The 15917-nt window shown below is 68.9% G+C and carries 12 protein-coding genes; 2 read left to right on the plus strand and 10 right to left on the minus strand.

Annotated features, from left to right (window positions below; all coding sequences use genetic code 11):
- Nucleotides 1-19: 19 nt before the first annotated feature.
- From ligA to EV652_RS30395, 5 genes are all read right to left on the minus strand, one after another.
- Nucleotides 20-2149: an NAD-dependent DNA ligase LigA gene (gene ligA / locus EV652_RS30375; RefSeq protein ID WP_132212689.1), complete on the minus strand. Its 2130-nt coding sequence runs from the start codon at nt 2147-2149 to the stop codon at nt 20-22.
- Between the two features lie 30 nt (nt 2150-2179).
- Nucleotides 2180-3160 (minus strand): uroporphyrinogen decarboxylase/cobalamine-independent methonine synthase family protein, encoded by a 981-nt coding sequence (locus EV652_RS30380; RefSeq protein ID WP_132212690.1) that lies wholly within the window; start codon nt 3158-3160, stop codon nt 2180-2182.
- Nucleotides 3161-3278: 118 nt separating this feature from the next.
- Complete coding sequence (gene mnmA, locus EV652_RS30385) at nt 3279-4373, minus strand: tRNA 2-thiouridine(34) synthase MnmA (RefSeq protein ID WP_132212691.1); 1095 nt, start codon at nt 4371-4373, stop codon at nt 3279-3281.
- On the minus strand, nt 4373-5575 hold the full coding sequence (locus EV652_RS30390) for a cysteine desulfurase family protein (RefSeq protein ID WP_132212692.1): 1203 nt from the start codon (nt 5573-5575) through the stop codon (nt 4373-4375). Before EV652_RS30390 ends, mnmA begins: the two co-directional genes overlap by 1 nt.
- Nucleotides 5576-5623: 48 nt before the next feature.
- Entirely contained in the window at nt 5624-8233 is a 2610-nt protein-coding gene (locus tag EV652_RS30395) for an ATP-binding protein (RefSeq protein WP_158441282.1), read from the minus strand.
- Nucleotides 8234-8352: 119 nt separating this feature from the next.
- Between EV652_RS30395 and EV652_RS30400 the strand changes: the two genes are divergently transcribed.
- Together EV652_RS30400 and EV652_RS30405 are read left to right on the plus strand one after the other, a co-directional pair.
- Entirely contained in the window at nt 8353-8952 is a 600-nt protein-coding gene (locus tag EV652_RS30400; RefSeq protein ID WP_132212694.1) for a dihydrofolate reductase family protein, read from the plus strand.
- 11 nt (nt 8953-8963) lie between these two features.
- Nucleotides 8964-9440, plus strand: a complete 477-nt coding sequence (locus EV652_RS30405) for a pyridoxamine 5'-phosphate oxidase family protein (protein WP_132212695.1) — start codon at nt 8964-8966, stop codon at nt 9438-9440.
- A gap of 5 nt (nt 9441-9445) precedes the next feature.
- On the opposite strand, the gene EV652_RS30410 is transcribed toward EV652_RS30405, so the two are convergent.
- From EV652_RS30410 to EV652_RS30430, 5 genes are all read right to left on the minus strand, one after another.
- Nucleotides 9446-10375, minus strand: coding sequence for a polyphosphate kinase 2 family protein (locus EV652_RS30410; protein WP_132212696.1), 930 nt, complete (start codon nt 10373-10375; stop codon nt 9446-9448).
- Between the two features lie 3 nt (nt 10376-10378).
- Entirely contained in the window at nt 10379-13174 is a 2796-nt protein-coding gene (locus EV652_RS30415) for a cation-translocating P-type ATPase (RefSeq protein WP_132212697.1), read from the minus strand.
- A gap of 80 nt (nt 13175-13254) precedes the next feature.
- On the minus strand, nt 13255-13917 hold the full coding sequence (locus EV652_RS30420) for a nucleotidyltransferase domain-containing protein (RefSeq protein WP_132212698.1): 663 nt from the start codon (nt 13915-13917) through the stop codon (nt 13255-13257).
- A gap of 81 nt (nt 13918-13998) precedes the next feature.
- Nucleotides 13999-14955 carry an electron transfer flavoprotein subunit alpha/FixB family protein gene (locus tag EV652_RS30425; protein ID WP_132212699.1) on the minus strand — a complete coding sequence of 319 codons (957 nt, stop codon included), beginning with the start codon at nt 14953-14955 and terminating at the stop codon, nt 13999-14001.
- A 14-nt stretch (nt 14956-14969) separates the two neighbouring features.
- The gene (locus EV652_RS30430; RefSeq protein WP_132212700.1) at nt 14970-15752 is read right to left on the minus strand and encodes an electron transfer flavoprotein subunit beta/FixA family protein; all 783 of its coding nucleotides are present in this window, start codon (nt 15750-15752) and stop codon (nt 14970-14972) included.
- Nucleotides 15753-15917 lie beyond the last annotated feature (165 nt).

Raw genomic sequence — 15917 nt, forward strand, 5'->3', positions numbered from 1 at the left:
GCGTGCGAGGGGTTTTGTGCTACCCGTCACCAGGCTCGGGCGTGCTGGCCACCTTGGTGGCGGCTTCGGGGCCCTCGTCGAGGAGAACCTGGAAGCCCGCGGCGTCGAGAATCGGCACGCCCAGCTGGACGGCCTTGTCGTACTTGGAACCCGGCGAATCGCCCACCACGACGAACGAGGTCTTCTTCGACACCGAGCCGGCCACCTTGCCGCCGCGCGTGACGATGGCCTCGGTGGCCTCGTCCCGGCTGAAGCCCTCAACCGTGCCCGTCACCACGATCGACAGGCCGGTGAGGGTCTGCGGCACGCTCGGCCCGGTGCGCTCCTGACGCAGCTGGACGCCGGCGGCCTGCCACTTGTCGACGATCGCCTGGTGCCAGTCGACGTCGAACCACTCGATCACCGCATGCGCGATGGTCGGCCCGACACCTTCGATCTCGGACAGTTCCTCCTCGCTCGCCGTCCGGATCGCCTCGATGTCGTCGTACACGGCCGCGAGCGCCTGCGCCGCCGTCGGCCCGACGTGCCGGATCGAGAGCGCGACCAGACCGCGGGCCAGCGACTGCGTCTTGGCCGTCTCGAGGTTCGCGAGCAGGCGCTGGGCGATGGCCGACAGCGCCCCCGCCTTGGTGGTGAAGAACGAACTGCTGGCCAGGTCCTCCTCGGTCAGCCCGAACAGGTCGCCCTCGTCGGTGATCAGTTGGTCACCGATCAGCGCGTCCGCGGCCTTGAAGCCGAGCACCTCGATGTCGAACGCGGACCGTCCGGCCAGGTGGAAGATCCGCTCCCGCAACTGCGCCGGACAGGACTGCGCGTTCGGGCAGCGGATGTCGATGTCGCCTTCCTTCATCGGGCGCAACGTCGTACCGCAGGAGGGGCACTCGGTCGGCATCACGAACTCATGCGCATCGTCCGGCCGCAGCTCGACCACCGGTCCGAGGATCTCCGGGATCACGTCACCGGCCTTGCGCAGTACGACGGTGTCGCCGATCCAGACGCCCTTGCGCTTGACCTCCTGCGCGTTGTGCAGGGTGGCGAACTCGACCGTCGATCCGGCCACCCGGACCGGCTCCATCTTCCCGTACGGCGTGACGCGGCCGGTGCGGCCGACGTTCACCTCGATGTCGAGGAGCTTGGTGGTGACCTCCTCCGGCGGGTACTTGTACGCGATCGCCCAGCGCGGCGCGCTCGAGGTGGATCCGAGCGCGCGCTGCAGGTCGACCTCGTCCACCTTGACCACGACACCGTCGATCTCGTGGTCGACGGAGTGCCGGTTCTCGCCGTAGTACGCGATGAACTCGTTCACCTGGTCGAGGGTCTCGACCTTGCGGGCGCGGTCGCTGACCGGCAGGCCCCAGGCCTTGAGCTGCTCGTACGCCGACGACAGCCGGCTGACGTGATAGCCGTCGACGCGGCCCAGACCGTGGACGACGAAGCGCAGCGGGCGGCTCGCGGACACCCGCGGGTCCTTCTGCCGCAGCGATCCGGCGGCGCTGTTGCGCGGGTTGGAGAACGGGTCCTTGCCGGCCTCGACCAGCCGCGCGTTCAGCTCCTCGAAGTCCTCGACCCGGAAGTAGACCTCGCCGCGGACCTCCAGGAAGGCCGGCAGGTCCTTGCCCTTCAGCTCGTTCGGGATGCTCTGGATGGTGCGGACGTTCAGGCTGACGTCCTCACCGGTGCGGCCGTCGCCACGGGTCGCGCCGCTCACCAGGCGGCCGTTCTCGTAGACGAGGTCGAGCGCCAGCCCGTCCACCTTCAGCTCGCACAGGAAGCCGCTGTCGTGGATCTGCTTGACCGTCACCTCGCGCTCGAGCCGCTTGGCCCAGGCCTCCATCTGCTCGGCCGAGAACGCGTTCCCCAGGCTCTCCATCCGGGTCGGGTGCCGCATCGGGGTGAAGAGGGTGGAGATCGGCACGCCGACCTTCTGCGTCGGCGAGTCCGGTGTCCGGAGCTCGTTGTACTGCTCCTCGAGCCCTTGCAGCTCGTGCATCAGCGCGTCGAAGTCCGCGTCCGAGATGGTCGAGGTGGACAGGTAGTACCTGACCCGGTGCTCCTCGATCTCCTGGCTCAAGGCGGCATGCCGCTCACGCACCTCAGGCGGCGCAGCAGGCTGTTCGGCGGCAGTCGTCTCCGGAATCTCCGTGCTCATAGGCAAAACTTACAGCCGAGCACCGACGTTTCAGGTGTTGTCGGCGGCCTCGGCAACCACGTCGACGACCTTGCGGAGCAGGTCGAGGCGGGCTCGGGCGTCGGCACGGGATGGTGACGCGGCCAGGCCGCAGGCGGGCGTGATCACGATCTTTTTCAGGATCTCGGGGTCGAGGCCGAGTTCCCGCCAGCGGCGGATCAGTGGGTCGGCAGCCTGCTCCTGGTTCGGCAGTGGGCCGGTGGTGGGGACCAGGCCTGCGTAGAGGACGGTGCCGGCTTCGGAGGCGAGGGCGATCTGGTCCCAGGCGGAATTGGTGAGGAGGGAGATGTCCACGGAGACACCTGTGGCACCGGACTTGGTGAAGACCTCGATGGGCGGCCGCGCAGCGCAGCAGTGGATCACAGTGGGTGCTGCACCAGTCACCAGGCTCAGCAGCTCCACAGCCCCCGGACCGTCCACCGAGCGGTGCTTACTCCACCCGGACGCCGTCGGCACGGCTCCAGCGAGTACGGCGGGCAGCCCCGGCTCATCCACCTGTACGACGAGCTCCGCCCCAGGCACCCGGCGTCGTACCTCTGCCACGTGGTCACCAAGACCCAGCGCCAACGCCTCAGCCAAGTCCCGCCGAGCCCCGTGGTCCGCCAGCACCTTGTCGCCACGCGGCAGCTCGACCGTCGCCGCCAGGGTCCACGGACCGGTGATCTGCAGCTTCAGTGGCCCGGTGTAACCGTCCGCTAGCTCTTCGAGCACATCCAGATCTTCAGCGAGCAGCGACCGCGCCCGACGCTGGTCCAGACTCGCGCGGGGATCACTGCCACCCGTGAGCCGCCACCCGGCCGGTTGCAGGTCAGCAGCCAGCTGAGTCAGTACGGCGACGGCCCGGCTGAGCATGTCGCCGTACGGACGTGCCGGAAGCTCAGCAAGGAACGGGATGTCGACAGCACCGAGCAGGACCTTGGTCCACTCGCGGATGTCCTCACCCGGCAGCGAACCCAGACCAGTGGTCGTCATGGGGCCTCCCGGCCTGGACTGAGGAGCGGAGGGAGCGAAGCGACTGGAGGGACGAGGGAAGGCCGGGAGTCAAAGCCCCATGACCCCGCCGGCGCCGAAGGCCCGGCCAAAAGCACCGTCATGCGTGCTGTGCCGCCACCCGCGACACCGTGTCGATCGTCGCCGACCCGATCACCCGCGTGCCGTCGTACAGGACGACCGCCTGACCGGGCGCGACCGCGGACGTCGGCTCGTCGAACGAGACCAGCACCTCGTCACCCTCGAGCCGCGCGGTGACGGCGACCTGCTCGCCATGGGCCCGCAACTGGGCCTTCACCTGCAGTTCCGAGGTCGGTGCGGGACCACACCACCGCGGCTTGGACGCGATCAGTCCGGAGACCGCGAGCTCGTCCCGCGATCCGACGGTGACAGTCCGGTCCACCGGGCTGATGTCCAGCACGAACCGCGGCTTGCCGTCGGCGGCCGGCGTACCGATCCGCAGGCCCTTGCGCTGACCGACGGTGAACCCGTGCGTGCCCTTGTGCTCACCGAGCTTGTTGCCCTGCGCATCGACGATGTCACCCGGCGCCTCGCCCAGGTGCTTGCTCAGGAAGCCGGGAGTGTTGCCGTCGGCAATGAAGCAGATGTCGTGGCTGTCCGGCTTGGCCGCCACCGACAGGCCACGCCGCTCGGCCTCTTCGCGCACCTCGGTCTTGACCGTGTCGCCGAGTGGGAAGAACGCATGCTTCAGCTGCTGCTGCGTCAGCACTCCGAGGACGTACGACTGGTCCTTGGCCGGATCCACGGCCTGGTGCAACTCGCGAGTGCCGTCGGCAGTGTCCACGATCCGCGCGTAGTGGCCGGTCGCGACCGCGTCGAAATCGAGCGCCAACGCCCGCTCCAGTACGGCGCTGAACTTCACCTTCTCGTTGCAACGCAGACACGGGTTCGGCGTGCGACCGGCGGCGTACTCGCTGACGAAGTCCTCGACCACGTCGGCGTGGAACCGCTCGGCCAGGTCCCAGATGTAGAACGGGATGCCGATCACGTCCGCGGCCCGGCGGGCGTCGCGGGAGTCCTCGATCGTGCAGCAGCCGCGCGCGCCACTGCGGTACGACTGCGGGTTGCGGCTCAGCGCCAGGTGCACTCCGACCACGTCGTGCCCGGCCTCGGCCATCCGCGCCGCCGCGACCGCGGAGTCGACCCCGCCGGACATGGCTGCGAGTACCCGCATCAGGTGTTCCTTCCCACGTTCTGCAGACCGGCGGACTTCGCCCGCTCCACAACCGGTCCGATGTTGTCCAGTACGGCGTCGATATCCGCGCGGGTGGTGGTGTGCCCCAGGGTGAACCGGAGCGACCCGCGCGCCCGCTGGTCGTCGTACCCCATGGCCAGCAGGACATGGCTCGGCTCGGCGACCCCGGCGTTGCACGCGGACCCGGTGGAGACCTCGATCCCGCGCGCGTCGAGCAGCAGCAACAGCGAGTCACCCTCGCAGTCGCTGAAGGACAAGTGTGCGTTATTGGGCAAGCGGTCCGTCGGGTCACCCGACAACTGCGCGCCCTCGACCGTGTTCACGACACCGCGGATCAGCGCGTCCCGCAGCTCGGTGAGCCGGCGCGCCTCGTCCGCCTGGTGCTTGATCGAGTGCTCCACGGCGACCGCGAATCCAGCGGTCGCGGGTGCGTCGAGCGTGCCCGACCGTACGTCGCGCTCCTGGCCGCCACCGTGCAGGATCGGCGTCAGCTTCGTCTCCTTGTGCACGATCAGCGCGCCGATCCCGTACGGACCACCGAGCTTGTGCGCCGACACGGTCATCGCGTCCACGCCCAGCTCCGCGAAGTCCACCGGTATCTGCCCGACCGCCTGCACCGCGTCGGTGTGCACGGGGATCTCGTACTCGCGGGCCAGTGCCGCGATCTCGCGGACCGGCTGGATCGTCCCGACCTCGTTGTTCGCCATCATCACTGTGACGAACGACACGGACTCCGGGTCCTGCTCGATGGCTCGCCGTACGTCGTCCGGCTGCACCCGGCCCAGCTCGTCGACCGGCAACCACTCGATCTCGGCCTTCTCGTGCTGCGCCAGCCACACGGCCGGATCCAGTACGGCGTGATGCTCGATCCCACTGAGCAGGATCCGGCGGCGGCGCGGGTCCTCGGCCAGACGGGCCCACCACAGCCCCTTCAGGGCGAGGTTGTCGGCCTCCGTACCGCCTGAGGTGAACACCACCTCGCTCGGCTGGGCGCCCAGCGCGGCGGCGATCGTCTCGCGGGACTCCTCGACCGTCCGGCGGGCGGTCCGACCGGAGCCATGCAGGGACGACGCATTGCCGGTGCGCGCGAGGTGATGGCTCATCGCCTCGATCGCGGCCGGCAGCATCGGAGTCGTCGCCGCGTGGTCCAGGTACACCGTGCGACGGTCGGAAGAAGTCATATCGGATTCAAGAGTATGTCCGCCGACGTTGTTCCCGCTCCTCGGGCCTCAGCGGTGGGACAGCAGGCTGAGCGTATGGGCATGCTCGAACCGCGCTCCGATCCGCTCGAACCGGGCCGCTGCCTCGGTGAGCGCAGCCCGGTCCCCGGTCAGCCGGCCCTTGGCGCGCAGCAGTACGGCGTCCGACCAGGCGTTCTCGGTGACGGCGAGCTCGAGGTACCGCTCGGCGTCGGGGTAGCCGGCCACGACGGCCAACTCAGCACCGGCAGCGCGGGCGTACGGCGTCCACCACGGCTCGGGGAAGTCCGCAAAAGCTTGCTCGACCGCGTTCGCCACCGTGGCCGAGATCGTTCCGGAGTCGAGGAGGTGGAGGGCCAGGCGCGCATCCACGAAGGCGGCGGTGGCCATCAGGTCCGGGGAATCGGCCGGGTCGCCCACGCGGGCGATCTCCAGAGCGCGAGCCTGCCAGACACGGTCCTGACCGGTGCCGAGCAGTCCGTGGGCCAGGGCGGCGGTGGAGGCGGCCGAGGCCATCCACGCCCGGGGCGGACAGCCGGCAGCGCGCCAGCCCTTCCACATCACATCCGCCGCCTCAACGGCCTCCTCGAACCGACCGCTGAGGGCGAAGGCACGGATCTTGCGCGGCGCGGTGATGTACGGGTGGCCGTGCACCGGGTCGTCGGTGAGCTCGGCCAGCCGGACCGCCTCGGTCAGATCACCGATCGACACCGCGGTGGTCGACGCGACGTGGAACGCATCCACGATCTCAGCGACCGCCCGGGGATCGTGGCGCGGCAGCGATGCGGCCAACTCGAACCGCTCCTCGGCTGATCGCCGCGCGTCCCGGAACCGGCCCGCGGTGGCGACGGCCGTGCAGTACACATCCAGCGCGCTCATCAGCGCCAGCGGATCCCCCGCCTGCCGGGCCGCGGCGACCGCGGCCTCCGCCGCCTCCAGCTCGGGAAGCACGACCCACGCCCGGGCGATGGCAACCTGCACGCTGTCCACAACCGGTCCGGCCGGCAGCAGGTCGGCGCCCCGATCCGACGTGTCGGGGAACTCAGCTCCGTAGCGGTTCAGGATGGTGACGGCGTAGGCCAGTGCGTCCTGCTGGAGCTCCTCGTTCGTCTCGGCTGCCGCCCGCATCATCAGCTCGTATGCGTGCGGGCCGTCCGCTACCGCCACCGCAGCGTCGGCCGCGTCGCGGAGATCGTCGTACAACTCGGTGGCGTCAGCGGCATCGGCCGCGGCGGTGAGGTAGTGCTCACGCGCCTCGACGAACCGCTTGCGCGCGAACGTCAGGTGCGCGAGTCGCCGGGCCAACCGTCGTACGTCGGACCGCGGCAGGCCGACCGCTGCGCGCAGGTCGGCAGTGACCTGGTCGAACTCGGCCTGCCAGTCGTCACCCGCCACGAGCTGCGTCTCGAGGCGCTCGGCGGTGCTTTCGGCCCAGGCAAGGTGCAGTACGGCGACCTCGTCGTACTCACCGCATCGGCCGAGCTCGTCCAGCGTGAAGACCCGGACGGTCTCCAGCATTCGCCACCTGCTGGTGCCGTCGAGTTGGGTCCGGTGCAGCAGGCTCTTGTCCGTCAGGCGGCCGAGCAGGTCGCTGACCTCACCGCGGCTACTGACTGGGCGAATCGCTGCTGCAGCACTTAGGTCGAACCCACCGACGAAGACACCGAGCCGCCGGAACAGCGCCCGCTCGGCATCGTCGAGGAGTTCGTAGCTCCACCCGATGACCTGCGCCAGCGAGTGGTGCCGCTCGTTCGGCCCGCGACCGCCGGCCAGGAGCCGCAGCCGGTCGTCCAGCGCGGCCAGCAACCCGTCCGGTCCCAGTGAACCGGCCCGAGCCGCAGCAAGCTCAATAGCCAGCGGTACGCCGTCCAGCCCGGCACACAGCTGTGCAGCCACCTCCTCGTCGGCGGCAAGCTCTGGCGCGACCAAGGCGGCGCGGTCCCGAAACAGCTGCTCCGCCTCGGACCCCAGCGCCAGCGGACCCAACTGCACAGGCCGCTCCCCCGCCACACCGATCCGCTCCCGGCTGGTCACCAGTACGGCGGTCTCCGGCGCCTGGGCCAGGATCCGCGCAACCAGGTCGCCGACGTCCTCCACCAGGTGCTCACAGTTGTCGAGCACGAGCAGAGTCCGCCCTTGTCGTAGTCGCTCCAGCAGAGCGTCAAGCAGAGTCTGCGGAGGTTGCTCCCGTACGCCGAGCGCCTCGGCAACCGCAGCCACGACGAATCCTGGCCGAACCGGGACGAGGTCCACGAAGGCACCGCCGTACGGATAGTTGCCGCCGATCTCGGCCGCGACGCGCAGGGCCAGACGGGTCTTGCCGACACCACCCGGACCGAGCAGGCTCACCAGCCTGTTGCTGCCTAACGCGGCCAGCAACTCCGCCTGCTCGTGCTCGCGACCGACGAACGTCGTACCGGGGCTCGCTAGCGCGGTGAAGCCACGGTGATCGGTCTCGGCCAGGCCGGCCAGTTCGTGGCGGTCCGCGACGCCGTACTTGCGCAGCAACGACGAGACGTGGCTCTCGACCGTGCGGACACTGATGTGCAGGTGGCGCGCGATCTGGGCATTGGAGCGCCCGCCGGCGAGCGCGGCCAGTACCTCGGCCTCGCGAGCGGACACCTCCGTCGGACCAGTCACGGGCCCATCATGCCCGGGCCACGGTGCGCTCCGTGGTGGTTCAGTGGTGACTACGGACGACATTCGGCACCGCCGGCTCGCAGTCTGGTGGCACATTCACCAAGCGATCGGAGAAGACGATGGGACGCGTGCTGCTGGATATCACCATGTCGCTGGACGGTTTCGTGACCGGCCCCGGTGCGGATCTCGCCCACGGCCTCGGCGTCGGCGGCGAGCCCTTGCACGACTGGATCGTCGCTGACGATCTGACCGACGCCGACCGCGAGGCGCTCGACCGGACTCAGGCCGGCGTCGGCGCGGTGCTGATGGGCCGGCGGACGTTCGACTTCGTCGACGGGCCACACGGCTGGGCCGGGGACGACCCCGGCACCACCGCCGACGCCGAGCGGCCGCCGATCTTTGTCGTCACCTCGCACCGGCCGGCTCGCGGGCGGCTGGACGGCTGGTTCGAGTTCGTCACCGACGGGATCCACCGGGCGCTGGAACTCGCCCAGAAGGCGGCCGGCGACAAGGCCATCATGATCATGGGCGGCGGTCACCTCTGCCGCCAGTACCTGTACGCAGGCCTGGTCGACGAGGTACGTATCCACCTGGTGCCGATCGTCCTCGGCGACGGCACCCCGCTGTTCGAACGTACGACGATCGCACCCGTCCGACTGATCCAGCGCGACGCCGCGGTCACCCCGAGCGCGGTCCACCTGACGTACGACGTGGCCTGAAAGGAACTGTCATGTCACAGGAGATCCTCGACCAGCGCGCAGCCGCGGTCATCGAAGCGAACAAGTACATGACGCTGGGCACCGTGGACGCCGACGGCCTCCCCTGGGTCACCCCGGTCTACTTCACCCCCGACGGCCACACCGACTTCTACTGGGTCTCGTCCCCGGACTCCGAGCACTCCCTCAACCTCGCCCGGAACGCCAACGTCAGCATCGCCATCTACGACTCCAGCGTCGCCGTCGGGCAGGCGTCAGCCGTCTACCTGCGCGCTCAGGCCGACCTCGTCCCCGACGACGAACTCGACCATTGCGCGGCCCTCTACTCCGCCCGCCTCGGCGGACTCCGAAACTTCACCCCCAAGGAGCTCCGCGCCCCCGCCGACCTCCGCCTCTACCGAGCCCGAGCCACCAGTCACTGGCTCCTGATCCGAGGCCGAGACCCCGAATACGGCACCGGCATCGACTCCCGCCGCCCGGTCTGGGCCTAGCGGTCTCACGCCTGCGCGAACGGATCGGCCGCCGCGCCTTCTGGGGCCTGTGACTCGAGGACGGCCTTGATCTCCTGCAGCGACCTCCGGGCGTCCTTGCCGACCTTGGGATAGCGAGGATCGATCTCGATCAGGGTGTTGGCGATCACTGCGCCGGCCGCGATGCGCGCGTACCACTTGCGATCGGCGGGAATCACGTACCACGGCGCCCACTCGGTGCTCGTGTTGGACAGCATCCGCGAGAACGCGCGCTGGTAGTCGTCCCAGTACTCACGTTCGCGGATGTCGGCCGCGGAGAACTTCCAGTTGTGGTCGCGCAGGTCGATCCGCCGCAGGAAGCGGATCCGCTGCTCCTCCCTGGACAGGTTCAAGAAGAGCTTCACGATCTTGATGCCGTTGTCGGTGAGGGTTCGCTCCCACTCGTTGATCTCGCGATAACGCCGTCTCCAGAGCCCCTGGCGGGTGCCTTGGGGAAGTCTCTGCCGGTCGAGGAGTTCAGGGTGCACGCGGACGACGAGCACCTCCTCGTAGTGCGAGCGGTTGAAGATTCCGATCTCACCCCGAGCCGGTAAGCGCAGTCCGTAGCGCCACAGGTAGTCGTGATCCAGTTCCTCGCTGGAGGGGACCTTGAAGCCGTTCACCGACACACCCTGTGGGTTGACCCCGGTCATCACATGGCGGATGGTGCCGTCCTTCCCGCCGGCATCGAGCGCCTGCAGCACCACCAGCACACCGTGGGTGTGCTGTGCGTACAGCCGGGACTGATACTCGGCCAGCAGGTCGATGCCCTGGTCCAGCAGTTTGCGGCCGCGCTTCTTGGAACGGATCGTACCCCTGAAGTCTGGTTGGAAATCCCTGGACAGCTTGACCTTCGAGCCCGGTTCGACGCGGAACGGCTCGATGAAGTCGGCGATCCGCCGCTCGCGAGATGTCATTCCCTACCCCTTTACCTCCGCAGGTGTACGCCGGGCCCGGGCCGGCGCGACGGCGTGCTCCGGACTGAGCGTCGCCGGCACCCGCTGCCGGCGCCTCCTGATCGCCTTGTCCGACTCGACGAAGATCGGCAGAAGCGCGGCCAGGCCGATGCAGGTGAGCCACTGGCGCGGACTGAGCGAGACGGTGAGCAGCCCGCTCTGGATCGTCGGCAGCTGGGTCGCCAGGAACAGCAGGACAACGGGGATCAGGCCGATCGCCAGCGCCTTCACGATCGGTGGTGTCAAGCCACTGGCCGGGTCGCGCCGGTTGACCACCGCGTTGAACATGGTCCCCAGACCCATCACCACGAACGTCATCGTCATCGACACGGTGCCTTGCGTGGCACTCGGCTCGTCCGGCCCCGCCACCAGCGGTCCCCCAGCGGCCAGGAAGAGCACGAACGCATAGGCGAGCCACCTGATCACGGCGCTCCGGTTCGTGATCGGTACGGCGGGGTCGCGCGGTGGCCGGTGCATGACATCGGGATCACCGGGGTCGACAGCGATGATGACCACACCGACGGCGGTGGCGAAGAACAACAGGAAAAGCACCATCGGCGGAGTCATCGCCACTCCGTCGTTGATGTCGAACACGGTGGCGCCGAGGAAGAGCAGGACCAGCGCGAGCAGTTGCGTCATCTGGTAGCGCACGTACGAGACGACCTTGGCGTAGACGCGCCGCCCGATCTCGACGGCATGGACGAGGGTGCCGAAGTTGTCGTCGGTCAGCACCATCCGGGCGGCCTGCTTGGTCACCTCGCTGCCGCTTCCCATCGCCACCCCGATGTCGGCCTGTTTGAGGGCGGCCGCGTCGTTGACCGCGTCACCGGTCATCGCGACGATCATGCCCTCCTCTTGCATGGCCCGGGCCAGGCGCAGCTTGTCCTGGGGGGTGACCCGTCCGAACACGTGCAGCTCGGGCAACCGCTGCTTGAGTTGCTCGTCGGACAGCGCCAGCAGTTCGGTGCCGCTGATCGCGCCGGGACCAAGGCCCAGTTCCTCGCCGATCGCCTGCGCGGTGACCGCATGGTCACCGGTGATCATGCGTACGTCGATGCCGGCCATGAGCGCCGTACCGACCGCGCTCTTCGCCTGCGTCCGCAACGGGTCGATGATGCCCGCCAACCCGACGAACGACAGCCCTTCGGTCAAGGACATCGGATCATCGGTCATCGCGGTCAACTCGTCGTCGGTCACCAGACGGGCCGCGAACGCGAGCACGCGCAGGCCCTTCTGCCCCATCCGTACGTTGGCCTCGTCGATACCCGCCCGCGACTGCGCCATCGGGACCTGCGAGCCGCTGAGCGGTCCGCCCGCCTGGCTGCAGCGCGCGACCACGACGTCAGGCGCACCCTTGACCAGCTCGATGAGGTGCTCGACGCCGTCGACCGTCACCCGGTGGAAGGTCGCCATGAACTTGTACTCGGAATCGAACGGAACCTCCGACAGCCGCGGATAGGTACGCCGGGTCTCCTCCGCGTCGATACCGAGCTTCGCGGCCAGCACCACCAGTGCCGCCTCGGTCGGATCGCCGATCACCGATCCGTCGTCGCCGACCACTGCGTCGCTGTCGAGTGCCAGGCCGAGGCCGAGGCGGGTGAAGTCCGGCACGGGGACGCCGGCCACCGCGCGGATCGCACCGCTCTTGCGGTAGCCCTCCCCGTCGACGGTGAACCACGATCCGCTCGCGTACAACGTCGAGACCATCATCTGGTTCAACGTCAGCGTCCCGGTCTTGTCGGTGTTGATCGCGCTGGTCGCACCGAGAGTCTCGACATCGGTGAGGTTCTTCACCACGGCTTTCGCCTCGGCCAGCTGCTTCGCGCCGAGCGAGAGCAGGCCAGAGACGAACGCCGGCATACCGGTCGGAATCGCCGAGATGGCCATTGCGGTGCCGAGCAGCAGCAGGTCCTTGGCGGGCACTCCGCGGATCATGCCGACCACCACGATGACCGCGACCGATCCCCAGGCAACGATCCCCAGGATCTTCGTCAGCGTGTCCAGCTCCCGCTGGAGCGGTGACCGGGTGCGCTTCACCGAGGTGAGCATCGTCGCGATCCGGCCCATCTGCGTCTGCATGCCGGTCGCGGTGACCAGGATCGTGGCGGTGCCCCGGGTCACCGAGGTGCCCTGGAACAGCATGTTGGTCTGGTCGCCCAGACCGACCTGGGTGGAATCGAGCGCGCCGGCGCCCTTGGCGATCGGTGCGCTTTCGCCGGTGAGCGCCGCCTCCTGCGCTTCCAGCGTCGCCGACCCGACGATGCGCCCGTCGGCGGGCACGATGTCGCCTGCCTCGAGCTGGACGATGTCGCCCGGAACCACCTGGGTGGCCGCGATCATCGTCACGTCGCCGTCGCGGACGACCCGCGCCTGCGGTACCTGCAGATTGGCGAGGGCATCGACGCTCGCCCGGGCCGTCAGCTCCTGGCGGGTGCCCAGTCCGACGTTCAGCAGGATGAGCAAAGCGACGATGATCCCGGTCGACAGTTCCCCGATCACCAGGCTCACGACCACGACGGCGACCAGCATGATGTTCATCGGGTCGCGCAACTGCTGAGCTGCGATGACCCAGACCGAGGGCGGCTTCTCCGCGGCGATCTCGTTCGGGCCGTACGACGAGAGCCGGCTCGCGGCCTCGCCCCCGGCCAACCCTGAAACGGCATCGGAGCCGCTCGCGGCGACCACCGCCTCCGCCGGGAGCGCGTAGGGCGGAACCTCGGCTCCGGCCACTGACGACGCTGTCGTGCCGATCTCGCTCACGCGTGTCTCCCTACCCTCGGGTCCACCAGTCGACCGCCCACCGGAACGCGGCGCATCACCCCTTGCGGACGAGGCCGGAGCTAGCTCGCGCGGATGCGGACCGGCCAGGGATGGTCAGGGTGGAGGTGGTCGATCATGTCGGCCAGCCAGGTGCGTTGAGCCTCGCTGAGGAACGGCAGGGTTGTAGTGAGGTCCTGGTTGTCTTTGGGGCGGTTGAGGTGGGCTTTGTAGGCCAGGGCCATTTCGGGGTTGAGGTATCGGATGCCGGTGGGCGCGATCCAGGTGATCTCGTCGAGGGCGTAATCGAGGGTCGGGTCGCGGCGGAAGACCCAGCGGCCGTCGCGGTCGGGGTTGGGTTGCAGGTCGAACTCCCACGGCGCCAGGGCATGTTTGCGCAACCAGATCTGGTCGGCGTCGTCCGGCTGGTCCGGGCGCTCGTCGGTCAACGGCCGCAGTCGGCCGCCGGCGTTGGACCAGAGGTCGTAGCTGCCCTTCAGATGCCCGCGCAGCTTCTCGATATCGCGGCGCCAGAGTGATACGTCGACGTCCTCGTGCTCCCGTCGTACGCCGGTGAACGCGTCGATCGACCAACCACCGGCGATCCACCACTCGCCGTCGTACCCGGTCAGCAACTCCTGCGCATCCGCCGGCGTCGACACCTTCCACGGGCCGTACAACCGCTGGAACGCCAACTCCTCCGGCTCCAGCCCGTCGTCGTACCAGACCCGCTCCTCGACACCCACCCGGCGATCTTCACACAGCGACGGCCCGGCTCGGGAGGGCCGAGCCGGGCCGTCGGGGTGACCGGAGATCGAGGGGTCGCGTCAGGACTTGCGCTTGGTGACTTCTTCGGTGGCGGCGGGGAGGACCTTGTGCAGGTCGCCGACGACGCCGAAGTCGACCAGCTCGAAGATCGGGGCTTCCTCGTCCTTGTTGACGGCCACGATGGTCTTCGAGGTCTGCATACCTGCCCGGTGCTGGATGGCGCCGGAGATGCCGGCCGCGACGTACAGCTGCGGCGACACGGTCTTACCGGTCTGGCCGACCTGGTAGGCGTGCGGGTACCAACCCGAGTCGACGGCCGCACGGGACGCACCGACCGCGGCACCGAGGGAGTCGGCGAACGCCTCGACCGGACCGAAGTCACCGCCGGTCCCGCGACCGCCGGACACGATGATCGCGGCCTCGGTCAGCTCCGGACGGCCGGTCGCCTCGCGCGGCTTGGAGTCGGTGATGCGAGCGGTCTTGGCGGCGTCGGAGATCGAGACGTCGAACTCCTCCACCTCCGGGGAGGTCTCGGCCGCCTCCGGGGTGGCCGCGTTCGGCTTGACCGTGATGATCGGCGTGCCGTGGGTGACCTTGGCCTGGACGGTGTAGTTGCCGGCGAACACCGACTGCGTCGTCACTGCTCCACCGTCGCCCGACTGGACGTCGACGGCGTCGGTGATCAGGCCGGAGTCGAGCTTGACCGCCAGCCGGGCGGCGATCTCCTTGCCCTCGGCATTCGACGAGATCAGGATCGCGGCCGGCTCGATCTTGGCTGCGACCTGCTGCAGCGCCTCGGCCTTCGGAGCAACCAGGAACTGCGTCAGCTCCGGGTTGGTCAGCGCGATCACCTTGGTCGCGCCGTACTGCCCAAGGGCCGGCAGCGCGTCCTGCACACCGTCGCCGATGTAGACCGCGACCGGCTCGCCGAGGCGACGGGCGATGGTGAGCAGCTCCGCGGTCGTCTTGCGGACCTTCCCACCGGTGTGGTCAACGAGAACCAGAACGTTCGACATGAACTGATCGCCCCTCAGAGGAACTTGTTGGTGGACAGGAACTCGACGAGCTGGGCAGCACCGCTACCGTCCTCGTCCGTCACGATCGTGCCGGCACTCCGCGGCGGACGGGCGGTCACCTCGACCACCTCGGTCCACGCGCTCGCGCCGCCCACCTGATCCGCCGAGAGCTCCAGGTCGGCCAGCGACCAGGTCTCCACCGGCTTCTTCTTCGCGGCCATGATGCCCTTGAACGACGGGTACCGCGGCTCGTTCGCCTGGTCCGAAACGCTCAGCACCAGCGGCAGCGTGCCCTCGACCGTGTCGCTCGCGGTGTCGCCGTCACGGCGGATCCGCACGGTCTGGCCGTCGACGGTCACCTCCGAGCCCAGCGTCACGCCCGGCAGCCCGAGCCGCTCCGACACCATCGCCGGGACTACACCCATCGACCCGTCGGTCGAACCCATCCCGAACACGACCAGATCGGCCTCGAGCTTGGCCAGCGCCTTCGACAGGATCAGCGAGGTGGCCACCGCGTCCGAACCGTGGATCGCGTCGTCGAGCACGTGGACACCGGCGTCGGCACCCATCTGGAGACCCTTCTTCACCGCGTCGGCAGCCTGCTCCGGGCCGACCGTGAGGATGGTCACCTCGGCATCACCGGCCTCCTTCACGGTCAGCGCGGTCTCGACGGCATATTCGTCCAGCTCGGACAGCAGCCCGTCGACACCGGCGCGGTCCACCGTGTTGTCCTCCGGGCGGAAGCGGCGGTCCGCGGTGGCATCCGGCACGAACTTCGCGCAGACGACGATCTTCATAGCGTGTGGGACCCCTTCTGGTTAACGGTCTCTCCCAAGCGTGCCACGGATGTTACTCGCGAGAAACATAATCCCCGTGCGAGTCCCATCACAGTCCGCCGCAGCCCCGCCGCGAACCCTGACCTGCTTATCCGAGAGCAACAGCACAGGACAAGTGGACACGGC

The organism is Kribbella steppae, assembly GCF_004342025.1.
Lineage (GTDB): Bacteria > Actinomycetota > Actinomycetes > Propionibacteriales > Kribbellaceae > Kribbella > Kribbella steppae.